The following is a 22,699-nucleotide window of genomic DNA, read 5'->3' on the forward strand; positions in this document are numbered from 1 at the left end:
CATCCTTATATCTTAAAATTTGCTCGATTTTTATACGGGTCCGATTAACCTTATCTATTTTAACACTATTACCAACCGACTTTAATAAATATTTACTATAGAGTTGATCGATATAAGTTATTTCGCTGTCACTTACATCGCGCAAAAAAACCGTACTCTTCGCAAATGGAAGCGCGATCCTTCCATTTGAAAAAGAACGGTTTTTCTCGTTGTTACGAAGAGCATGGAGCAAGCGCGGTCTCGCGGCAGGACAATCGCCCCCATGCACAAGAATTGTGCATCTGCGAAGCAAGCGCGCGGTCTCGCGAGTGAAGCTGCCCGCGTTGCATGTGGAGGTCTCTAAACGGAGAGCGAAGGGTAATTCCAAGCATACGACTGGAAATAGCCGCTGCTCGCATTGCGGTGCCCCGCTACCGGCCGATGCGGCGCGGCGAAGCGCGCGTAGGCTTCGTCCCGATATACAATCGCCATCGCTTCGAACAAATCGACGGGCCACGTATCCGCGCCGAGCGGGACCGGCATGTTCTGCTCTTCGTCGCCGAAGGGCCATTCGTTGGAACGGCCGTCCGCGTAACGAAGGAACGTGTCGAGCGCTCGCTTGATGTTTTTGCCGCCGGGCGTCGTCCAACGGAAGAGATCCTCCCCGGTCGCGTCCAGGACCAGCTTCGCCGCGGCCGTCATCGGCGCCAGGGCGAAGTAATGGTACCACATGGCGTTAGCTCCTCTGGCCGCCTCCTCCGGCAAGAAGCCGTCCTCCGCAATGGCATGGTCCATGTGCGCCTTCAGTGCTGCCGTCGCCGCGGCGAACGAGGCGTCGTCTCCCGTTAACCGATGAAGGGCGAGTCGCGCGTACAGGCTCCAGTCCCGCCAGTTATTGCGACCTTCGATGCGCACCCATGCGCCGAGGCAAACTTGCTTCAGCCAGCCTATGAAGCGGTCCCGCGCTTCGCGACTCCAGCCCTCGAACGGCTCAAGCCACAGGGCCGCGCGAATAAGACCGACGCCCAGGTAGGCCGATACCAGCGGTCCGTCGTGTCCGCCGATCTCCCGGTTCACGCTTGCCCAGCCGTCGAGAATGTCCGCGCTTTTGGCCGCGTAGGCAGCCTCTCCGGTGATCCGGTACGCCAGCGCGGTCGTATAGGCCGCCTGGGCATCGGGCTCCATCAACCGTTTGCCGGTCAGATGGCCCTCGCGATCGTAATAATAGCCGGGAATCGACCAGATGAGAACCGCGCTGCAAGCCGTCTTCAGGCTAGCTTGCGCTTCGCGGAGCAGCGCTTCGACCGCAGGCTCGAGCGACGTCGTCATGGCGATCTTACTCCCTTTCTTCTCTAATCCTAAGTTGCATCATAGCTTTGTTCTTTTCCGGTGTACATGCACGCGATATCAATGGCATATCCAATATTTCACGCGCGCGGAGAAGCGCTAGGACAAGCTCTTTTTCAGTCGGTATTCGCGCGGCGTCGTGCCGAATTTCTTTTTGAACGAACGGAAGAAATGGCTCTGGTTGCTGAAGCCGGTCTGCTCCATGATTTCATTGACCGTATAGTTGCCCTTCTCGAGCAGCTGCATCGTCTGTTCGAGCCGGACTTCGTTAATATAATCGGCGAGCGAGAGCCCTTCCGCTTTTTTGAACAGCCGTCCGACGTAGACCGAGGACATCTTGAGCAGGTCGGCCACGCTCTGCAAACTTAAGTTCAGATCCTTGTAATTCGCCCTGACGATCTCCTTGATCGTCTCGATCATGAAGCTGTTCGAATCCGACTCGCGCGCCTCCTGCCGGAACGAGCATAACTCGCGAAGCGTGCGTTGAAACGTATGCTTGGCGTCCTCGAGCGTCTCTTGCTCCAGCACCGCCGTATGGAACCGGTACAGGTCGTGCGAGATCGGCTTCAGCTTGTTGGCGTTCGCTTCGGATACCGTCCGCTTGATGACGATGGCCAGGTACGAGAGCGCATGGATGCAGTCGTCGTACGATGCCGTCGCGACGATCTCGAAGATCCGATCGATCGCCGCATCGGCGGCGTCGGCATTGCCCGAGCGAATCGCTTCGGCCAGCTTGCGTTCGAGCTCCGAGGGAATCGTCGCGTCGCCGCCGCCGCCTTCGGGCTTATGCGCCATCTCCGGCGTCAGTATCGCCCCTCTGCCGTAAAACCATTTGTAAAGCGAAAGATTCAGCGCCTTGGCGTACGCGGCCGACAGCTCCCGGCAATCGCCGGTCGGCTCGCCGACCGCGACCCCGAACGTCAGGCGGTAATACTGCTTCACGACCAGCTGAACTTCCTCGAGCAGCGCCGGCAGGCGATCGAAGCCGGCCTCCCTCCGCTGGACGAGGAAGACGAGATGATCGGGCTTCAGGTCGACGACTTCGATCGCGAACTCGCGCGAGACGATCTCCTCCGCGATATTCGAGATCGCGTAGTGATAGAGGCGCAGATCGTCAGGCTGGCGCAGCAGAAGAGACGAAGCGTCTTCGGCGCGCGCGACGCAGACCGTATAGCCGCCGGAGGCATCGACCGCGAGGCCGTTTTCCTTCGCTTCTTTGTCCCACTGCTCCGGCGTCCGAAGGGCGCTCTCCTGAACGAGCTGGCGCAGCGTGAACCTTTTCAATATCCAACGGTTCTCCGTCAAGTTCGAGTCCGCGCGCTTCAGCCGGTCCGCCATGTGATCGTACAAGCCGGACAGGAACGTCATCTCGTCCTGCATCGGGGCCTCGCGCACCATCGCGTCCGGCGTATTGGAGATTACCGAGCGGAACAGCTGCTCGACCGGTCGATACAGCCGCTTCGATACGACGACGGCCACGCACAGCGCCAGCACCAGAAACAGTACCGTGAGCAGGAGCGTCGTGTACCGGAGCCGCTGAACTTGACCGACGACTTCGGCATACGGCTGGCTGTAGATCAGCGTCCAGTCCTGCAAGCCCGCTTGCATGTAAGTCACGAACTGCTTGGAGCCGCCGGTCTCGATCACTTTGTAGCCGCTCGTCTCCTCCCGCGCCGCCACCGGACCGAGCCGTTCGGCCATCCGGGACACGTCGGGTTCGAGCTCGGTGCCCGCGCTGAGGATCTTGCCGGAGCCGTCCATCAAGTACGCCTCGCCGGACCGCCCGGCATCCTCCTGCGCGATCAATGCCAGATTATCGAAAAGCCATGTCGACTTAATATTCAAGATCAAGGCGTCGTCGAGCCCTTCTTTGGTGCTGGGATCGAACAGAATATAGCTGAAAAAATCGACTTTGCCGAATCCGACGCCGGGTTCGTTCAGGTCGATCGGCAGCAGACGCAGCTTGGGCGTCCGCCGCGAATCGGTCAACAACGCGGAAAATTTCTTTTCGTACGGCTCCTTCAGGGCTCTGATATTGCCGTTGCCGATGTAGAACCGGTTCATGTTGCCGTTGTAAACGAAGATCGAATGAAGAAACGACGAAGTGCCGACGAACGTATCGAGCGCCGCGATCCGCTGGTACATGAACTCGTCGTCCGTCTTGGCGTACCGCAAAATTTTCACGTCGCCGTTCTGATATAGCGTCTGCGCCGAATCGGCGACGATCTCGTTCAGCTGCGCGACGTTGTAGCGGATCTGCGAGAGCACCTTCGCGTTCGCGCGCTGCTGCACGCGCAGCACGGTCCGTTCGGAGGTGTACATGATCGAAAAAGCCGTCGTCAGGAGCAGCACGACGGTGAGCAGGGTGACGGACAGCCAGATCCGCTGCAAATATTTTCTGGATCGAATCGCCGGAAACAAGGACATCGGATCACCCGCATCGTTCATATTGACGGCCCCAGAGGACCGCCCCCTACGGGAAGCGGTCCTCTGAAGACGCTTATTTTTTGCCGTTCGCTTTCGCCCATTCGTCGATTTGCTTTTGCTTTTCTTTTAGCACCGTCTCGGCGCCTACCTTCTTCATTTTCTCGGTGAAGATCGGCAAATATTTGTCGGGATCGATCGTGCCGGTCTCGAGCCCCGGGCTGTATTCCTTGAACAGCGCATCCATGTTCGCCATCTCGGCCTTGACATTCTCGCTGTTGAAGTTGAAGCCGCTCAGCGCCGGCACGGTCGCTTCTTCGTTCAGCTTCTTGACCCGCTCCCACGTGTCGGCCGGCTGGCCTTCGAGCAGGTAGCCGTTGGTCACGTTGCCGAAAATCCAGCCGGCGTTGTTGGAGTAGCCGCCCTTGTCGATGATCTTGATCGTATTGTCGCCGACCTTCGTGTAGTGCTTGCCCTCGATGCCGAACGTGAGCAAGTTGAATAGATCGGCGTTCGTGTTAAGCAGCTCGAGCAGCATGAGCGCGCGGTCCGCATGCTTCGAATTGTAATTGATCGCGTTCATCGTCGGCGTGACGCCCGTGAACGTCGGCTCGGCGATCGGCACGTAGACGACTTCGTTACCGCCGAAGTCCGCCTTGCGTCCGGCTTCGCTGCCCGGGGCGAGCGTGAAGTCCTGGACGACGGCGACATTGCCCGAAGCGAGCAGCGGTTTCAGGTCGCTGACCGTGGCGGCGTCCGGGTTCGTGTACCCTTTATCGTGCCAGCTCTTCATCAGCTTCACGTGCGTCTTGTATTCGTCGGTCTGGAGCAGATCGATCGCGGTCAACGGGTCGCTGAGGCGATAGTCGACGCCGCCGAGCCACTGCATGCCGTAAGCTTCGCTCAGTCTCGTCTGGTCTTTGCCCATCCCGAACGGAATGATGCCGGGCTCGTTCTTCTTGATCTGGTCGAGCAGCGGCTCGAGATCGGCGTACGTCTTGACCTTGCTCGTATCGAAGTTGTATTTGTCCACGAACCGCTTCTGGATGATGAAGCCCGGCGTCTTCGTGAACGTCTGGAAGTTTGGAATCGCATACAATTTCCCTTTGACCTTCACGTCGTTCCAGGCGACCTGGGAGAAGCTCGCCTTGATCGTCGGCGCGTATTTGTCCAGCATCTCGTCGGTAATTTCCATAAAAGCGCCCTTATTGACGTTATCTCCGTACTTGAACAGCCAGCTGGAGGTCCATACGAGGTCGTAGTCGTCGCTCGCGGCCACGATCGTGTTCATCTTGTTTTCGTAGTCGCCGCCGTCGATCGGCACGAGCTCCACCGTCGTATTGATCAGCTTTTTTGGTCATCTCGTTGAAGGCATCGGATACCGCCTGCTGGTCCTGCGGAATGCCGAACTGGACATAGTACCACTTGAGCTTGACGGGCTCGAGCGCCGCGGCTTCCGAGCCGGACGGCGAGGCCGACGACGACGCGCCTGCGGATGCGGACGGCGAAGCCGGCGCGGACGAAGACCCCTCGTTCCCTCCGTCGTTATTGCCGCAGCCGCTTAGTACCAGACCGAGCGACAATGCCGCGGTCACCCCCGTACGCCATCTTTTCATTTTCAAACAACCTCCCTGTTCTTTTTTATTATGTTGGACGGCGGCGGCGAGAACAAGCGTTTTTTGGGCCTGTCCCGCCCCGCGGATTCCCGGATGAAGGGTCAGCCTTTGAGCGAGCCGAGCGTGAGCCCGGAGACGAAGTAGCGCTGGAAAAACGGAAAGATGCAGAGCATCGGTCCCGCCGCCAGGATGGCCATCGCCATCCGCACGCTATACTTGGGCAGCTGTCCGACGTCGATGCCGAGCTGCTTGACGAACTCGGTGTTGGCCGTCAAATATTCGATCGTGCTCAGCATCCGGACGAGCAGCAGCTGCAGCGTCGCCAGGTTCGGCTTGTCGATGAACAGCATCGCGTTGAACCACTCGTTCCAATAGTTGAACGCGATCGTAAGTCCCAGCGTGGTGAGGGCCGGCGTGGACAGCGGAAGCACCATCGTGAAAAAAATGCGCATCTCGCTGGACCCGTCTACCTTGGCGGACTCGATCATTTCGAACGGGATCTTCGACATGAAGCCCTTCATGACCATGATATGGAAAGGGCTGAGCAGCCCCGGGATAATGACGGCGAGCAGGCTGTCCTTCAGATGCAAATATTGCGTCATTAAAATATAAAACGGTACGAGACCGCCGCCGAACAGCATCGTGAAAAACACGTAGAACGTAGCCTGGCGGTTGAACCGGTAATCCGAGCGCGACAGCACCCAGCCCGTCATCGCCGTCAGCAGCAAGCCGGCCGCGGTCCCGGCGACCGTCACGACGATCGTGACGCCGTACGCGCGCAGCAAAATCTTGGGCGATTGGAACACGAGGCGGTACGCGCCGAGCGACCAGCGTTCGGGGGATGAATTGATAGCCGTGGCGGAGGATCGAATCCTCCGATGAAAAGCTGGAGACGACGACGAGCAGAAACGGTACGAAGATGCACGCCGAGACGACGATGAACAGCGCGTTGATCAGCCACCGGTAGATCGGACGGGAATCGAGCGCTTTGGACCTCGCGGCCGGCAGCTCGGGCGCGGCGCCGGCGTTTGCGGTTGCTTGGATCGTGGACATGCGGGCCCCTCCCGGTTACCAAAGTGAGTTTTCTTCGTTGAGCTTGCGGACGACCATGTTGGCGCCGAGGACGAGCACGAGGCCGACGACGGATTGGAAGAAGCCCACCGCGGCCGACATGGAGATGTCGCCGATCGTGCGGAGCGCGCGGAATACGTAGGTGTCGATAATGTCCGTCGTCGAATAGATGAGCCCCGTATTGTTCGGAATGAAATAGTGCAAGCCGAAATCTCCGCGGAACATCCCCCCCCGATGGACAGGATGAGCAAAATCGTGACGAGCGGCGCAAGCAGCGGGATCGTGATTTTCAGCGCCATCTGCAGCTTGTTCGCGCCGTCGATCCTCGCCGCCTCATAGTAACTCTGGTCGATCCCCATGATGCCCGCGTAGTAGAGCAGGACGTTGAAGCCGACCGCTTTCCACAAGTGCACGAGATTCAGGATGATCGGCCAGTACGCCGCGCCGAAGTACCATTCCACCGGCTGCATCCCTACGCTCTTCAGCAGCGCGTTCAGGAAGCCGTTCTGATGGTCGAGAAACGCGTTCGAAATATACGAGACGAGCACCCACGAGAGAAAATACGGCAGGAACATGACCGTCTGGTGAATCTTGATCCACCTTCTCGTCAGCTCGTTCAGCAGAATCGCCAGGGCCAAAGAGACGACCAGCGTGAGCACAATATAACTCAAGCTGTACAAAATGGTGTTTCGCGTGACCCGCCACGCGGTATCGCTGACGAAAAAAAACTTCAGGTTGTCGAAGCCCACCCATTCGCTGCCGAAGATCCCCTTGCGCAGGTTGTAGTCTTTGAACGCGATGACGATGCCGACCATCGGAATGTAGGACATGACGAGGAAAAACAGAAAGCCCGGCAGGAAAAGCACGCTTAACTCTCCGTTTTTCCCTCTCAGGAAAGAAAATCTTCTTCTCATTGCTGCGGTCACCTCGGTTTGTTGTGCGAAATCGCCTCGTCGGTTTGATGCCTATTATGCGAAGGCGGCCGCGCTTGCGGATACTGCCGGAACTGAACTTTACGCGCGGGCGGGACTGTATAAACTGCACATTGCTTGCGAAAACGCACTTGCAAAGGCTTTGCGGACGGACGCCGCGGCGGATTTTCGCTTGGTTAGCGAGGAAGCGGTTCGGCATCGGGCAAAGGATCAGGCATGTCGATCCGCCATCGCCGATGTCCGGGCGCGCATGGGAAGACGGTCTCCGATTCGCCGAGCGCGAAGCGGAGTTTGAACGGCTTGTCGGTGCGGACATGTACGTGCCAACCGTCCCGTTCGTCGATAAGCTCCACGTCGATCGTCGCCTGGCCGAGCGGATATCGTCTCGCGCCAACCGCCGTCCTTGGCGGCGGGCTCCACTTCAGCTCGCCCGCGGTCGCATCGGGCTCGAGTCCGATGACCGTCTCGAGCAGCAGCGCGATCGGCCCGAGCGCTGTCCAGCTGTAGTCCGGCGCCGAGGCGCTGCCCTTGGCGAAGCGCTCGCTGCAGTAGTTCTCCCAGAACGAGCCGGTGTCCCGGTACACCTCGCGAAGGGCGTTCAAATGCTTGAGGGCGGCGCGGCGGGCCAAGTCGGTCATGCCCGCCCGCTGGAAGCCGCGGATCGCGGCGTAGTTCGTCGGCGCCCAGACGGACCCCCGCCAGTAGTCGCCTTCCGGGACGAAGTGAGGCGAGTCGGCCGCGACGCTCGGGATCGGATGCGGCCGCCAGAACGCCTTGGGGTCCGTCAAGTGCCGCGCGAGCGACTGAACCCGGTCCATGGGCACGGCACCGGCCAGCAGCGGCCAGAAGGCGGTGACGACCTTGTTCGGATTGTGTCCGCCCTCGTCGAGCGAAGCGGAATAAATCTTGGCAGCCGGATCCCAGAGATGCCGGTTCAGCGCTTCTTTGGTCGCCTCGTATTCCTGCGCCCATCGCGCGGCTTCCTCGTCGCGGCCGATCAAGCCGGCGATCTGCCCGAGCAGCTCCGCGTCATGCGCCATTTGCGCGGTGAGGCAAGGGTAGCCGCTGCCGTAAGAAGGCGAGTTGTCCAGCCCGTTGGCGAGGCCCGTCGTCCAGTACGTTCCGTTCGCCTGCCGGCGGTTGCGGACGATCCAACGGTGATACGCCTTGAGCGCGGGGTACGTCCGCTTCAGGCGAAGGACGTCGCCGGTGAGCATCGCCAGGCTCCACTCCGCCAGCGACAGAATCGGCGGATTCGGCCCGAAGTCGGGCTCGTACAGCACGGGCTGCCGGTCCCTTACGTCCAGCTCGCGGTGAATGTAGCCCCCGTCGAACTGAGTGCCGTAAAGGACGTCGAGCGACGCATGGACGGGCAGCGCCCTCGCGCCGTATTTCGCAGCGATCGCCGTAAACGCCGTGTCCCATAGAAACTGGTTCACGGGAAAATTAGATCCTGTGGAAATGTAGCCGCCCGGCAGGCCGCTATCCGGCGCGGGCTCGCGGACGAGCCGCAGCAGCATTCGCCAGGCTTCGGCGTACAGCTCGCCGAGCCCCGCCCATTCGGCCGGCAGCACCGGCTCCGGGGCTGCCGCCAGCAGCTCTCGCTCGGACGGCCAGCGCAGCTGCCGGCGCTCCCGCTCGGGCGCCAGCCGGCCGAGCGACTCGAACACCGGCAGCGGCACGCGGATGCCGGGCGCCGACGGGTCCGCGGACGCGGCGCGCAGCGTCAGTTGGTCCGTTCGGACGATCTCGAGCAGCGGCTCGGCGCGCTTCTCGGTCTCTTCCCATCCGCGGGCGGACGGCAGCGGATCGACCGTGTCGGCGACGGGCACGTGGACGATCAAGATGTCCGCGGACGCGCTCGGGTGCGCATGTTGCTCGTACTTCGTCTCGTACGGCACGACCGACGAACGCAGCTCGAGCCGCGAGGTGGGCCGTTCGGCCGTCGACCGGCAGTCGGTGCCCGGCGGCTCGAACGGATCCTGCAGCCGCTTCGCCTCGACGCGCTGATAGACGATGCCGCCAGCCTGGTGCTGGACCGGGTCGAAGCGGAGGTGAACCGGCGGCAAGCCGGAGATGCCCGGGTACACGGTCCCGCTCATGCGAATGATGTCGGGGCGGGCTTCCCGCACCGCCTCCAACACCTTCTGCCTGTTGCGCGACGGGCAGTTGGCCGCGGCGTAGGGCGCGAACGAAGGCCGCTCGCCCGTGAATCCGCGCAGGACGGCTTCGCCCTTGCGGCACGGGACGGCGAACGCGCCCCGGATCTCCCGCTGGAAAGAGCGCCAATACAGCGGCTCGTCGACGACGAGTATGCCGTTCAGCCATAGGCGCAGCGGTCTGGGCGAGCGCCATTGGAGCAGGAGAACGCCGTCTTCGGGAACGGCGACGACGCCATCGTAGCGGCGCGGCTCGCCGTCGCATGGCAGCAGCCAGTCTTCTTTATCCCGGCTGACCGGTCGGTCCCCGCCGGACGCGTCGTCCGCGGGGCGCCATCGCTGAATGGCGATTGGAGCGTTTGACATGATGCACCTCCGGCGATTCATTGAATGGTTTATTGCGATCTGTCGTTCGCCGTTTGACTTGCGGGCTGCGGACGTCTTGGGCTCAGTATGCTTCGAGGCGAAGGCAGGGTCTACTGTACGGAGTGAACGTCAATGCCCCAGTCGGTTATTGCCGACTATCCATCTTGCACATGACTACCAAAAATGAAGGTGGGCACGCTTGGACGGGAGAATGGCGGAGGAGTCGACGATCGCTCTCGCGGAAGGCGTTTTGATTGGATCCTAATTGGGACTTCCTTAGGCAGCCCAACTGCGGGGAGTCTCTACTTGTTTCTGGTTGAGACTTTTCCGCACATGCCAGCTGCGGCGAAGTTTGATTTGTTTCTGGTTGAGACTTTTTCGCACATGCCAACTGCGGCGAAGTTTGATTTGTTTCTGGTTGAGACTTTTCCGCACATGCCAGCTGCGGCGAGGCTCGGTTTGTTTCTGGTTGAGACTTTTCCGCACATGCCAACTGCGGCGAAGTTTGATTTGTTTCTGGTTGAGACTTTTCCGCACATGCCAGCTGCGGCGAAGTTTGATTTGTTTCTGGTTGAGACTTTTCCGCACATGCCAGCTGTGGCGAGGCTCGGTTTGTTCCGATTGAGGAAAAGCAAAAAAGGAGGCCTCGCGGCCCCCTTTCACGCCTGTGCATGTATCGCTAATTCATCCTACAGCCGCGTCAGCTTGTCGAAGTCCGGCGCGTACGATCCTGCGTTATGGTAGAACTTGATCGTGTTGCTGCCCGCGTTCAGGCTCACCGTCACGTCGACGTAGCCGACCGTCGTCCAGCTGCCCGTCGGCGCGAAGGTCACGGTGACCGCCGTGCCGCCGTTTACGCTCATCAGCCCCGTTCTTGCCGAGGCGTCTCCGTTTTTGTAATACACTCTGGCCGTATAGCTGCCCGACGAAGACGCAGCCACGCCGTTGAACTGGAGCGTGCCGTCGTTGTTGCCGATGTTGTTCACCGAATAGCCGCCCGAGCACGTCGAGCAGGTCGCCCTCCAGGCGCCGCCGGTCAGCGTATTCGCCGTCGCTTCCGCCTCGTAGGTTGCGCCGGCCGAGGAGGAAGCGTTGGTCGTGACGGACAGTGCTGTGCTTGCCGCCGATTCGTTGCCGGCCGCATCCTTCGCCTTGACCGTGAACGAGTACGCGGTAGACGCGGCGAGACCGGTCACCGTGTAGCTCGTGCCCGTGATCAGGGACGAATTGACCTTCGTCGTGCCGCGATAGACGTCATAGCCGGCCACGCCGACATTGTCCGTCGATGCCGTCCAGGTCAGGCTGACCGTCGTGTCCGTCTTGGACGGCGAAGCGAGTCCGGTCGGCGCGGTCGGCGCCGTCGTATCCGTGCCGCCGCCGGTCCCGGTCCATTCGTACCGGCCGATATCGGGCGCGGCGCCGCTGTAAGGCAGTCCGACATTCGTACCGGCGTTGACGACCAAGCTCGACGACGACGAAGGACGGAAGTACGGATCGGGCTTCGCCCCGGACTTGTTCAGCCCCGGATTTCCCGTCAAATTGTTCGTCGTCACCAGGTTGGACGGCGCCGCGCCGAACGGACGCAATACGGCCGGCACGTTGTTCAGCACATTGTAGGTCATCGTCGTATTGGACAAATAATTCGTGTCCGACGCCGTCAGAATGAGCGCGTAGGACATGTCTTCGACGATATTGTTCTGGAACTTCGTGTTCGTGATGGGCGAATTGCCGACGATCTTGTACCAGACGGCCTGCTCGAATTTGTTGAAGTAGTTGTTGTAGATTTTGTTGTTGTCATAGGCGTAGCCGACGTTAAGATTTTCGAAAAAGATGCCGGAATTGTAGGCGTCGGCCGGCAGCACGCGGTTATAAAAGACGTTGTTGTAAATCTCGTTGTTGCTGACGTACTTCTCCTGCCACATGCCGACGCCCCACCGGAACTGCTCGAGGTAGTTGTTGTACACCTTGGCGTTGCCCGCCGCCAGCTCGATGCCCGCCACCGGCGTATCGTCGCGCGTGTTGATCACGGTGTTGTCGCGGAAGGTCAACGTCGTCCCCGTACCCGCGAACCGGTTGACCAGCGACACCCAGTTGTTGAGCGTATTGTTGTAAATCTCGCTGCCGTCGTAAATGTTCCAAAATTCGAGAGACGCGTCCGCTCCCCATTTCGTATCGTAGCTGTTCGTATTGATCGTGTTGTCGTATACCTTCAGCCCCTTGAACCAGCCATTGCTCTCGAACTTGATGCCGTAGCCGGCAGTTTCGTTGATCGTATTGTGATGAAGGAGCGCGCCGTCCACGCCGCCGATCAGGATGGCGCCGGACGTCCAGTTGGCCAGATCCTGAGCCACATTCGTCAGCACGCAATTGTAAACTTGGATGCCCGTCAAATAGAAGGACGGCGGCACCGTGTCCGTCGGGCTCCAGCTGGCGATGATCCGCATCGCCGTATGCTTGGTGTTCTGTACGTTCACGTCGTGGATAATGACGTTATCGCGACCTTCAACGTGGATGCCCGCTTCAAGCGCCTTGGATTGTCCGTCGATCTTGAACCCGCTCAGCGTCTGATTGCCGTTCGCGTGCGACGACGAGATCAGCAGGAACAGCTCGGTGCGTCCGCTGGCGGCCGGAAGCGAACCGGCGGATACCGTCGTCTGCGAGACGCCGGCTCCCGTGACGTTGACGCCAACCGGCAGTTGGATCGGCTGCGTCTCCGTAAACGTTCCCGCCGACAGCACGATCGTGTTGCCAGCGCCGGCCGGCACATGCGCCGCCGCGTAGGCGATGGTCTTCCAAGGGCTCGCCGCCGTCCCCGTGCCGGTCGTATCGCTCCCCGACGGACTGACGTAGTAGTTCGTCGCCGCGTGCGAACGCTGAACGAACGAGATCGTGCCCATGCCGACAAACAATACCGCGACCAACAGCCATACCAAGCTTCTTGACGCTGCGCTCTTGCTCATGCTCATTACTTGAATCCTCCTCTGCGGTTCGAATGGTAGTGCGCCACCATTGTTCCACGCAGGGCCGTCCCCGCGAAACGATATATTTTGAACATTAATGCCTTTCGCGATTTTCCTGACTGTATAGTTTTGTAATCGCTTGCAAAAAGAAATAATCCCGCTTGCCGGATGGCTTGCGGACTAAATTCAATCCTTTTATTTCAAATATACGCTTTGCTAATCGCGTTTTCCTGTTTGGTCATGATGAATGACAAATTGATCGGCTCCAATCTAAATCGTGTTGCGAAAGCAGTCTCGTTCCTCACGGACTAACTCTTAAGATGCCGTTGTGAATGATGCACGATCCACCGAAGAAGCAAATAAAAACCTATTCCAATAAGCGGAAAGCAAAAGACGCCTGCAATCGAGAGATATTGATTCGTTTCGCTTTTTCCTCTTTTCTCGCAATCGTCCGAAACCCAGCTCACGACTTTCACATGTCCGATTAACAAAGCTGCTGCCGCGATAATGAAGCCAAATAGTCCGATAAGAAACCAAATTGCCGTCTGGTTATCGATCATTGGATATCCCCTTGATCAACCGCTTTATCCATCCGCTTCTCATAAAAAACGATCGTCATCTTGTCGTTAATAATCTTGCTTCCCTCGGTTCTCCTGTAGCTCAGTTTTTCGTAAAGGTAGCAAAGGCCCGCCTCCTGCCGGATGGTAGCCAGCTCCCACTTCGCTGCATCCGCGTATTGTCGCTCGATCAATTCGAATACGATTTGCGCGATCCCCCGGCCTTGGTGCTCGGGCAAGAGGAAGATCGGACTCACCCGGTAGATATTATTTGGCTTTTTAACGATTCGAATGGCCCCCACAGTCAGAGTGGAAAGAACGATGAGGTAGTATTCGGTGAAAGGTTGTTGAAGCCGTTCGACGATTCGCTCGACCGTTTCGTTGGCCGGATTCGTATCGAAGTCCTCGTATTTTAGCAGCAAAGGCTTGAACGCTCTGATCTGCATTTCATGAATGAGGCATGCATCCTGAATATCCGCTCGCACCAGCCCTACACTAAACGGTTCATGACCGTCGTCGAGGCGACCGAACGATACGATATGCGGCAGCTTCGTATCTTTAAGCCTTTCGTGCGCTTCTGCAATATCCGGTCGATTGTTTTTCGTCAAGATCCAGCCGCTTATTACGTTTTTAATGATCTCGACATCGTCATGATTTCTCTTCGATAAATCGGCTTCGGTCACCGCGATCGGTTCCCCGAAATGCAGCGATAGCGCGGACGTGATTTGAAACTGCTCCGCTTCCGTGAGCGCCATGAATCGGGCGAGGAGGCTTCTGTCGTTCGGCTCCAAAGTCATCCTCCTTTGTTTTTCGGCGTCTCCATCTTATTCCATCCAACGCCTCCCGTATCCTGCTTCCGTGTATAATAAGCGACATGAACTTCATCCAAAGGCGGTTAGGCTTTGACACTTTCTCCGCATTCCATCCAATACGTTTACACTTGCGCGGCGCATGAAGACGAGCGTTCGCTGTGCCGACTGGAGCTGCGCGCCTTGTTCGGCATCGAGCCGGAATGGCCGGTTTTTAAAAGCAGCGCCGCCATCGACCCCAGCCGAAGTCCGTTTATCCGGGAACGCATTGAAGTATTGTACGAGGGCGACAGCGTCGATGATGTCTCGGTTCAAGCGGCGAATATGCCTGCGCTTCATTCGTCGTTTAAGGTGCTGTTCGTGAAGACGAACGATCTGACGGCTGCCGAAAAAATGACGTACGAGGAGCACCGGGAAATCGAGCGGCAGGTCGGCATGCGGATAAAAGGCAAAGCCGATATGCGCCATCCCGATCTAGTATTCGGCATCGCGACGCTGGGCGGACGCTGGTACTTCGGCCCTTATGCGAAAAACCGTTCCGTATGGCTGGCCCATATGAACAAACCCCGCAATTACTCGATGGCGCTCCCCGCGAGACTCGCAAGAGCGCTCGCCAATATCGCGGTTCCGCGCCCCGAAGGCGTTAAGGCCATCGATCCCTGCTGCGGCATCGGGACCGTCCTCGTAGAGGCGCTCTCCATGGGCATCGACATCGTCGGCCGCGAGATCAATCCGCAGCTCGCGGTCGGCGCGCGCGAAAACCTCGCGTTTTTCGGATTGCAAGGCGAGGTTGTCCTCGGCCCGATCGCGGAGGCGGGCGAATGTTACGATGCGGCCATCGTGGATTTGCCGTACAATCACGTTTCCAAAATCACTTCCGAGGAGCAGCTGTCCATCCTCCGGCACGCCCGCCGGATCGCAGGCCGCGTAGCGGTCGTCTCCATCGAACCGATCGACGATATGCTTGCGGTGGCGGGGTTCGCCATTGCGGATCGCGGCCTCGTCAAAAAGGGAACCTTTCGCCGATACGTGATGCTATGTCATTGAAAAAATCCGCATGCCGTTAAGCAAGCGGATCTCGTCGGGGATGGATAGACAGATACGATGGCGAAGCGATCAGGCTCGCTTTCCGATATACAGCACGTCCGCGTTCGCTTCGGGCAGCGCCAGCAGCGTCTCCGCGCCTACCACTCGCACGCTCGGCACGAGCGGGTATCGCTCGCGCAAATCGAACGCCTCCCAGGTGTAACGATCCGAGCCGATGCGAAGCGGCAAGCTTCTGGCGTAGGGCGCATAAATCGCGACGCCCGCGCGATCCGCCGAAGCGGCGACGCGGATCTCGGGCTCGTCGACCGCGAGCAGCTCCTGCGTTGGTTGCCAGCCGAACAAGTCATAGCGCTCGAACAGCCACTTGCCGAACGCGGCGTCCCGCGCGCCTTCGAACCGGAGCGACGTGCGCCAATCGTACGGCGTCATCGAATAGCCTTCGTTGTTGAAAGCTTGACCTCGCCGATGCCAGGACCAGACGCCGTGCGCGCCGTAGCCGAAGCCCGTCGCGGCGCCCGAGAGCACGCTCGTCCAGAACGCCCTGCGAATCATGAACGCGTCGTACCGCCCGTACTTGCCGCCGTAGCCGTGACCTTCGTAGCAAGGCTCCACGTTCATGACGGGCCGCTTGACCGGCTTGGCGTTCAGCTTCAGCGCCATGTCGTACGTCTCGTGCTGGCCGTCGATGCTGTGGCTGGATTGATAAGCGTAAAAATCGAGCGCCGGATCCTGCTCGAGCCGCTCCGTCAGGTTGACGACGCTGCCGCCGCAATGCATCGCCATGAGCGCGTTCGGCTCCAGCCGTTTAAGGGCATGCAGCGCTTCGGCATAATAGTCGTCGGCCTCATCCGTCTCGAAGTTCGTATCGCCGCTGATGAAGTACATCGGCTCGTACGGGCCGAACGTGCGGGACACCTGCCCAACGTACGGCGCGACCGACTCGCGCGGCATGACATACCGGTTTTCCGTGATCCGGCTCATCCAGTTGCCAGGCGCATAGTCGCCCCACAGGACGACGAGCACGGGGAGGAATCCCTTGGCGCGCGCCAGCTCCGTCATCTTGGCGGCCCGCTCGAAGAACGGCTCGTCGATACGGGAGAAGTCCCAGCTCCCGTCCTCCCGCACATGAAACGGATACAAACCGAGGACCGATTCGCTCCGGTCGTGGATGATCGGCAAGACGGAGATCTGGACCGCGTTAAAGCCTTGGCCCGCGCGGAAGTCCAGGTACGTCTCCCATTCCTCCATCGTGGCGTTGGAAAATACGCTCCAAACGGTATCCGCCAGGTAAAAAAAACTTTTTCCCGTCCTTCAGAAAATAAGAATTCGACGGGTCGATCGTCAGACTCATGCGTCTTCCCTCCCGGGTTGAATGCGATACAGCGCCTCCGCGCTTTTACCGAAAATCCATTCCTGATCCTCCGCCGACAGCCCGCACGTACGCAGCTTGCCGATCTCGGCGCCGGCATTGTCCGCGTGATCCGACCCGAACAGGAACCGGCGCGCGCCGAACGCTTCCGCCCAGCGCCGGATCTGGAAGCCCGCCGTCCAAGTGATGTCCGCGTACAGATTGTCGTGACGCTCCATGGCGAGCGCCGTCTCGCCCGCCATGATCATCATGCCGCAGTGGGCCATGACGATGTTCACGTCGGGGAACCGCTCCGCGGCCGCCATCAGATTGGCCGGATTGGCGAACGGAATGCCCGCGCCCGTATGCACCATGACGGGGACGCCCCATTTGCGGCCCTGTTCGAACACCTTGCGCCCGTCGCGGCTGTTCGGATGGACCGCATGCGCCGACGTGTGCAGCTTGATGCCGACGAAGCCGAGCTCCTCGATGCATCGCCGAATCTCCTCCGCGTACGTCTCATCCTTCAGATGCGGATTCGGATTGGCCATGCCGAGGAATTGTCCGGGATACCGGCCCGCGAGCGCATAGACGGCGTCGTGCTGCGCCCGCACATTCTCAATGTCGTGACAGGAAGCCGGCTGAACGATGGACAGGCCGATCCCGTGCGCCCGGTGCTTGTCCAGCAGCTCCTCCTCCGTGAACGTCTCGTCGAATACGCAGTCCTCGCCGAGGTGGGCATGCACGTCGATGATCGTCATGTCGCTTCTCGCTCCTCTCGATTGAAGTAAACAGGGACATGACCGGCCGCGCTCTCGTACGTGCCGAAGATCATGCGCAGCGTCGTCAGATTGTCTTCGCCGCTCGTCTCGAACGGAAGTCCGTCAGCCAAGCATTGGATAAAATGCGATTGAAGCCGGACATGGCTCTCCTCGTGGTCCAACGGATGCGCCTCCAGCACGGTCGATTCGCCGCCTCCGTCCCGCCGCACGAGCCCGATCGCGCCGTCCGCGTACAGCTTGATCGACCCGTCTTCTCCGTCCACGATCATCTGTTCCAGATGAACCGGCCCGACGTCTTCGCCGAGCGGCGCGTCGAGCTTCTGCCTCGTCGCCCAGCTCATGTCCATATAGCCGTATCGGCCGTCGTCGTAGCCGAGCGCGACGATGCCCGCGTCCTCTCCGCGGACGTACGGGCTGACCGACGCCGTCTCGGCATAGAGCCTGGACGGCGTCCCGAAGAGAAAGCGCCAAGTGTCGTACCAGTGCGCGCCCATCTCGTAGAACAGCAGGCGAGGCATCTCGCGGAAAAAGGGCTGCGGCAACAATGCGTCCGGCCGCATCCGAGGCGTGTAATAGTCCGAATGAATGTAACGAATGGCATGAAGCTTGCCGCATCGTCCCTCGTCCAGCAGCCTTTTGATCGTCCGGAAGCGAGAGAGCCAGCGCCAGTTTTCCGTGACCATGAGCCGTACGCCCGCCGCGCGCGCCAGCTCGACCATTTCCCGGGCTTCCTCCTCGTTGCGCGCGAACGGCTTCTGGCAGAGGATATGCTTGCCCGCGGCGGCCGCCTGACGCACCAGTTCGACATGCGTGTCGGGGCCGGTCACGATATCGACGATATCGATGTCCGCATTCGCCAGCATGGACGCGAGATCGCCGTAGCGATCCGCTTCGCGCACGCCGTATCGCCCGGCCTTCGCCGCCAGCCTTTCCGGATCCCGATCGCAAAGCGCTTGTATCTGCACGCCTTCGATCCGCTGCCAGGCGCCGAGATGCTTTTCCGACCACCAGCCCGTGCCGACGAGGCCGATCTTCCATTTGCTCATGTTCCGACTCTCCTAACCCGCCGAATTCAGCTTCTCGGGATGGAGCATGACGTCGATCTGCTCATAGACGGAGGAGGGCTCGAACAGGCGGCGCCAATCCGGCTGGATCATGAACCGCTTGCCGTACTCGATCGCGATCTTGCAGGCGTCGGAGAACGGGTTGCCCGCCTCGCCGAACACGATGGCAAGCTGAATGTTGACGTGGCCGAGCATGAAGTCCCGCGCCGCTTCGTAGGGCACGCCGCGGTTCACTGCCTCGTCCATCGCCTCCCGCATGAGCGTCGCCAGCATCGAGCTCACCGTCTCCGCCATCGTCGGCTCGAGGATCGCCATCTGCTCGAGCGTGATCCGGTGCGATCGGAAGACCGGCGCGAACATCGCCTTGGCCGTCTCCTCCCCGACCGCGTACCGCGATTCGTCTCCTTGCACGAGCGCGCAGACGATCGCCTGCTTCGCCTTGATGCCGCCGAAGTAATCGCGCCGCGCTTCCGGCGACGTCTCGTCGTTGAATACCGGCGGGTGGCACGGATGAGATACGAAGTAGACGATATCGTCCCGCTCCGGCAGCTGCTTCAAATAAGCCGCGGCAGGGTCCAGCAGGATCATCATCGCCCCGCTTTTCATGAGCGGGACGATGTTCGCCGATACAGCCCCGATGCGGACGTCCGGCACGGCCATGACGACGATATCCGCTTCGGGTACGGCATCCTCCTGACGTGTCGGCGCGAGTCCCCGCTGCGCCAGCTGCGCGGCGCCCCGCTCGCCCGTCTCTACATACCTCATGTCATAGTGCGATTCCTTCAAATTATCGGCGATGCGGCAGCCCATCTTGCCGCCGGCGCCGATCAGTGCGACGACCTTGGTCACGTGATACCCCTCCCGGATCGCGAATCGTTTGCCTACGTTCCGCGTCGTTATCAAGCTAAGATTAACACGCCTCATTCTTGAATACAATTGGTATACCAAAAAAAATACCGAAAGTATTGTAGGGTCAGAGCGGGCATGTTACACTTCAAAAGGGCAGGAAATGGATTTCAAAACCGGGGGGGCTAGCATATGAGCTGGGGAATCGGGAGTTATTCGCTCACTTGGGCGATCGGCGTGCCGGGTTATGAACCGCCGAATCGTCCGCTCGCGGCTCGGGATTTGCTGGCCGCGGCCAAGGATGTAGGCGCCGGCGTCGTACAGTACGCCGACAATCTGCCGCTGCACGCGCTGTCCGAATCCGAGCTGGGCGAGCTCGTCCGGCTCGCGCGCGAGTGGGACATCGGGCTTGAGGCCGGCCTTCGGGGCACCGCGCCCGAATCGTTGGCGCTGTATGCGGAGCTCGCGGTTCAGATCGGCTCCCCGATCGTACGCACGTTGATTACCGAGCCGGATATTCGCTCGGCCTACCGGGATCTCGAGGCTTCGCTGTCCGATTATGAATCGAAGGGGATCGTCCTCGCGATCGAAAACCACGGGCTGCATACGACGGACCGACTGGTCGCGCTCTTCGAGCATTTCGACTCGCCTTCCCTCGGATGCTGCCTCGATACCGTCAATTCCTTCGGCGCGCTCGAAGGCCCGGATACGGTCATCCGGGCGCTGGCGCATTATACGGTAAACTTGCATATCAAAGACTTCGAGATTAAACGAGTCGATCATCAGATGGGCTTCTCGGTGCTCGGCACGCCTGCCGGACAGGGCCGACTGAATTGGCCCCTGCTGCGCGAGGCGTTGCGGAAGAGCGGTCGGACGCCGAATTGGATCCTTGAACTATGGACGCCGTTCGCGGGAAGCGTCGAGCGGACGATCGAGCTGGAACGGGAATGGTTCGAAGCCAGCATACCCTTCGTGCGAGGAGAATGGAAAAATGAAAACGACGCTTAAAGAAAAGGCCTACGCCGAGCTGAAAAGGCTGATCCTCGGCAATGAATTCGAGCCCGGCGACTATATGACCGAGCGCATGCTCGAAGAGCGGCTCTCGATGAGCCGGACGCCGATCCGCTCGGCGCTCGAGCGGCTCGAGAGCGACGGACTGGTCCGCTATACCCCGAACAAGGGGCTGTTCGTCGCCGACTTTTCCATCCAGCGCGCCGTCGACTTCTACGACATCCGCGTCGCGCTGGAGACGCATGTCGTCCGCAAGCTGTCGGCGCGCGCCTGGCGGGAGGAGGAGCTGGCCTGGTTCAGGGACAATCTGGCGCGGCAGAAGGAATGCACGGACCAAAACGACAATGCCGGCTTCACGACGGCCGATTCGGCCTTTCATCTGCAGCTCGCGAAGTGCCACGAAAACGTCGAGATCATTCAAGCGATGGAAAACCTCCAGGACAAGCTGTACCGGATCGCCATCCGCGTCCTGCGCAAGGATACGACGCGCATCCGCTTTTCGTACGAGGATCACGTCCGCATCTTCGAGCTGATCGTCGCAGGCCGGCCCGACGAAGCCGCGGCCGCCGTGACCGAACATCTGGAATACGGCAAACGAATCCTGATCCACTAGGGCGCGATCGTCGATGATCATACACCCGCTCAATCGAAAACATACGAGGCAAACCGCCTGGCGTTCGCCATGCTCGTCCAGACGTCCAGGCTCTCTCCGCCCATATACCAGAAGCCGTATCCGGCTACGCCGAACGATTGGCCGAGTCCGACCTTTAACGACAGCGAACGTCCGTCCTCCAGCCAGATGCGATGAATAGACGCGCCCTTCCCGTAATATGCGTAGTACTGGCCCATCGTCTCCTCCCAACTCGCCTTGGCGCGCATCCCCGTCACCCGCGCATTCTGCTGCAGCAGGCTGATTTCCTCGGAGACGGTCATGCCGGCTTCGCTCCTCCAGTCCCGGTTATACAGCGGCAGCGCCAGGACGACCCGGGCGGCGGACACCTGCTTAAGCAGCGTCGTCAAGCCTGCGCGAAGCCAAGGCAGCGAGGACACCGAGCCCGGATCGCCGCCTCCCCAATGCTCGTCGTAGCCCATCAGCACGATATAATCGGCTTCCTTCCCCAGCGCCGCATAGTCGAATACGTCCGTCCAATCCGTGCCGAAGTCGGGAGACACGTTGACCGACAAGACGGCGTGAAGGTCGTCGAGCTCGTCGTTCAATTCGGAGATGAAGGCGGTAAACGACTGACGGTCGCCTGGCGCCATGTTCTCGAAGTCGATGTTGAGCCCGTCGAGACCGTACTGCCGGACCAAGCCGGCTAGCTGTAAAGCGAACGCGCTTCGCCGTCCGGCGTCGGACAGCATCGCATGCGTGGCGGCTTGGTCGGAGCGATTGCCGACCATCGTCCACACCTGCTTGCCATTGCCGTGCGCCCAAGCGACGAGCGCGGCGTCCGTATCGTCCGCGATCGTCCCGTTCTTGTCGAGGAAAAAGGAGCGCGGCGACAACGTATTGATGCCGGAGGCTTGAACCTCCTTTTCGTACTGCGCGGTCGACTGCCCGTATTGCCAGCCGAGTTGAATCGGGTTGTCCGGCGCGGCTTGAATCTCCGCCGCCCAGCCCGGATACGACCAGATCCGATCGAGCAGCGCGGCAGCTTCCTGTCTCGTCATCGGGGATGCCGGCCGGAAGCTGCCGTCGTCGTCTCCGCCCATGAGGCCGAGCTGCCGCAGACGGTATACCGCGGGCAGCGACCAAGCCTGGATACGCGCCTGATCCCGGTAGACCGGCGCGGATGGCGCCGCGCCGGCGGAGAGCGGCTGCTTCAAGGCGCGAGCGATCAGCGCCGCCGCTTCCTCGCGCGTCACCGGGCGGTTCGGCTCAAACGAGGTATCGGACTTCCCCTTTGCCAATCCGATTTGGACAGCGGGCTGCACCCATCGGTAAAACCACGCCGTCTTCGGAACGTCCGAAAAGGAAGAAATCGCGCTCTCGACGGGCTCGATGCGCAGCAGCCTGTCCAGCATCGTCATGAATTCAGCGCGGGTGACCGGCTTGTCGGGCTCGAACCGACGCTCTCCCGTTCCGGTCACGATATGTAGGGCCGCCATGTTCGATATCGCTTGGGCGGCGAAGTTGTCGCGCACGTCGTCAAAAGGAAGCGCGCCCGAGGCGGAGACGGAAGCGGCAGCAGCCGCCGGCGTTAACCAGGGCTCGCTCATCCATCCCGCCAGCATTCCGGCGAGCGCCGCCGACGCAACCGCCTTGCGGGATGCGGTTGCCAGTTTAAACAGCATCAGGTATCACGCTCTCCGATCGTTGATAGACTCTCGCACTCTATCGTAATCAATCGGAGATCGGATACCTATCCTCAAATAATGGC

The 22,699-nt window shown here is 60.1% G+C and carries 18 protein-coding genes and 1 pseudogene; 4 read left to right on the plus strand and 15 right to left on the minus strand.

All coding sequences use genetic code 11. The features are described from left to right. Positions 1-339: 339 nt before the first annotated feature. From OMP38_RS02725 to OMP38_RS02755, 7 genes are all read right to left on the minus strand, one after another. On the minus strand, positions 340-1,308 hold the full coding sequence (locus OMP38_RS02725) for an alginate lyase family protein (protein ID WP_277563767.1): 969 nt from the start codon (positions 1,306-1,308) through the stop codon (positions 340-342). A gap of 117 nt (positions 1,309-1,425) precedes the next feature. Beyond that, positions 1,426-3,774 carry an AraC family transcriptional regulator gene (locus OMP38_RS02730; protein ID WP_277563768.1) on the minus strand — a complete coding sequence of 783 codons (2,349 nt, stop codon included), beginning with the start codon at positions 3,772-3,774 and terminating at the stop codon, positions 1,426-1,428. Between the two features lie 52 nt (positions 3,775-3,826). Continuing rightward, positions 3,827-5,074 (minus strand): ABC transporter substrate-binding protein, encoded by a 1,248-nt coding sequence (locus OMP38_RS02735; RefSeq protein ID WP_277563769.1) that lies wholly within the window; start codon positions 5,072-5,074, stop codon positions 3,827-3,829. After that, positions 4,965-5,366 carry a hypothetical protein gene (locus tag OMP38_RS02740; protein WP_277563770.1) on the minus strand — a complete coding sequence of 134 codons (402 nt, stop codon included), beginning with the start codon at positions 5,364-5,366 and terminating at the stop codon, positions 4,965-4,967. The genes OMP38_RS02735 and OMP38_RS02740 overlap by 110 nt, the downstream gene beginning before the upstream one ends. Before the next feature lie 101 nt (positions 5,367-5,467). Continuing rightward, positions 5,468-6,172 (minus strand): carbohydrate ABC transporter permease, encoded by a 705-nt coding sequence (locus OMP38_RS02745; protein WP_277563771.1) that lies wholly within the window; start codon positions 6,170-6,172, stop codon positions 5,468-5,470. Between the two features lie 147 nt (positions 6,173-6,319). After that, complete coding sequence (locus OMP38_RS02750) at positions 6,320-7,351, minus strand: ABC transporter permease subunit (RefSeq protein ID WP_338130391.1); 1,032 nt, start codon at positions 7,349-7,351, stop codon at positions 6,320-6,322. A 194-nt stretch (positions 7,352-7,545) separates the two neighbouring features. Then, the gene (locus OMP38_RS02755) at positions 7,546-9,894 is read right to left on the minus strand and encodes an MGH1-like glycoside hydrolase domain-containing protein (RefSeq protein ID WP_277563772.1); all 2,349 of its coding nucleotides are present in this window, start codon (positions 9,892-9,894) and stop codon (positions 7,546-7,548) included. A gap of 306 nt (positions 9,895-10,200) precedes the next feature. Here OMP38_RS02755 and OMP38_RS02760 point away from each other — a divergent pair, with 306 nt between their 5' ends. Then, positions 10,201-10,638, plus strand: a complete 438-nt coding sequence (locus OMP38_RS02760) for a hypothetical protein (protein WP_277563773.1) — start codon at positions 10,201-10,203, stop codon at positions 10,636-10,638. Here the strand turns inward: OMP38_RS02760 and OMP38_RS02765 are convergent. From OMP38_RS02765 to OMP38_RS02775, 3 genes are all read right to left on the minus strand, one after another. After that, the gene (locus OMP38_RS02765) at positions 10,584-12,860 is read right to left on the minus strand and encodes a fibronectin type III domain-containing protein (protein ID WP_277563774.1); all 2,277 of its coding nucleotides are present in this window, start codon (positions 12,858-12,860) and stop codon (positions 10,584-10,586) included. The two genes, OMP38_RS02760 and OMP38_RS02765, sit on opposite strands and share 55 nt — an antisense overlap. A gap of 302 nt (positions 12,861-13,162) precedes the next feature. After that, entirely contained in the window at positions 13,163-13,414 is a 252-nt protein-coding gene (locus OMP38_RS02770) for a hypothetical protein (protein ID WP_277563775.1), read from the minus strand. Beyond that, the gene (locus OMP38_RS02775; RefSeq protein WP_277563776.1) at positions 13,411-14,094 is read right to left on the minus strand and encodes a GNAT family N-acetyltransferase; all 684 of its coding nucleotides are present in this window, start codon (positions 14,092-14,094) and stop codon (positions 13,411-13,413) included. Before OMP38_RS02775 ends, OMP38_RS02770 begins: the two co-directional genes overlap by 4 nt. A 219-nt stretch (positions 14,095-14,313) precedes the next feature. Here OMP38_RS02775 and OMP38_RS02780 point away from each other — a divergent pair, with 219 nt between their 5' ends. Then, complete coding sequence (locus OMP38_RS02780) at positions 14,314-15,267, plus strand: TRM11 family SAM-dependent methyltransferase (RefSeq protein ID WP_277563777.1); 954 nt, start codon at positions 14,314-14,316, stop codon at positions 15,265-15,267. Positions 15,268-15,336: 69 nt separating this feature from the next. Here OMP38_RS02780 and OMP38_RS02785 read toward each other — a convergent pair. The 4 genes and pseudogenes from OMP38_RS02785 to OMP38_RS02800 form a co-directional block, all read right to left on the minus strand. After that, positions 15,337-16,563, minus strand: a pseudogene (locus OMP38_RS02785) (glycoside hydrolase family 140 protein); the annotation flags it as partial. A 51-nt stretch (positions 16,564-16,614) separates the two neighbouring features. Then, positions 16,615-17,376 carry an amidohydrolase family protein gene (locus tag OMP38_RS02790; protein WP_277563778.1) on the minus strand — a complete coding sequence of 254 codons (762 nt, stop codon included), beginning with the start codon at positions 17,374-17,376 and terminating at the stop codon, positions 16,615-16,617. Continuing rightward, the gene (locus OMP38_RS02795) at positions 17,373-18,443 is read right to left on the minus strand and encodes a Gfo/Idh/MocA family protein (protein ID WP_277563779.1); all 1,071 of its coding nucleotides are present in this window, start codon (positions 18,441-18,443) and stop codon (positions 17,373-17,375) included. Before OMP38_RS02795 ends, OMP38_RS02790 begins: the two co-directional genes overlap by 4 nt. Positions 18,444-18,455: 12 nt before the next feature. Further along, positions 18,456-19,310: a phosphogluconate dehydrogenase C-terminal domain-containing protein gene (locus OMP38_RS02800; protein ID WP_277563780.1), complete on the minus strand. Its 855-nt coding sequence runs from the start codon at positions 19,308-19,310 to the stop codon at positions 18,456-18,458. A 189-nt stretch (positions 19,311-19,499) separates the two neighbouring features. Here OMP38_RS02800 and OMP38_RS02805 point away from each other — a divergent pair, with 189 nt between their 5' ends. Together OMP38_RS02805 and OMP38_RS02810 are read left to right on the plus strand one after the other, a co-directional pair. Continuing rightward, complete coding sequence (locus OMP38_RS02805) at positions 19,500-20,315, plus strand: sugar phosphate isomerase/epimerase family protein (RefSeq protein WP_277563781.1); 816 nt, start codon at positions 19,500-19,502, stop codon at positions 20,313-20,315. Continuing rightward, positions 20,299-20,931, plus strand: coding sequence for a GntR family transcriptional regulator (locus OMP38_RS02810; RefSeq protein WP_277563782.1), 633 nt, complete (start codon positions 20,299-20,301; stop codon positions 20,929-20,931). The genes OMP38_RS02805 and OMP38_RS02810 overlap by 17 nt, the downstream gene beginning before the upstream one ends. Before the next feature lie 29 nt (positions 20,932-20,960). On the opposite strand, the gene OMP38_RS02815 is transcribed toward OMP38_RS02810, so the two are convergent. Next, positions 20,961-22,613 (minus strand): S-layer homology domain-containing protein, encoded by a 1,653-nt coding sequence (locus OMP38_RS02815; RefSeq protein WP_277563783.1) that lies wholly within the window; start codon positions 22,611-22,613, stop codon positions 20,961-20,963. Between the last annotated feature and the right edge of the window lie 86 nt (positions 22,614-22,699).

It is taken from the genome of Cohnella ginsengisoli (genome assembly GCF_029525555.1).
GTDB lineage: Bacteria > Bacillota > Bacilli > Paenibacillales > Paenibacillaceae > Cohnella > Cohnella ginsengisoli.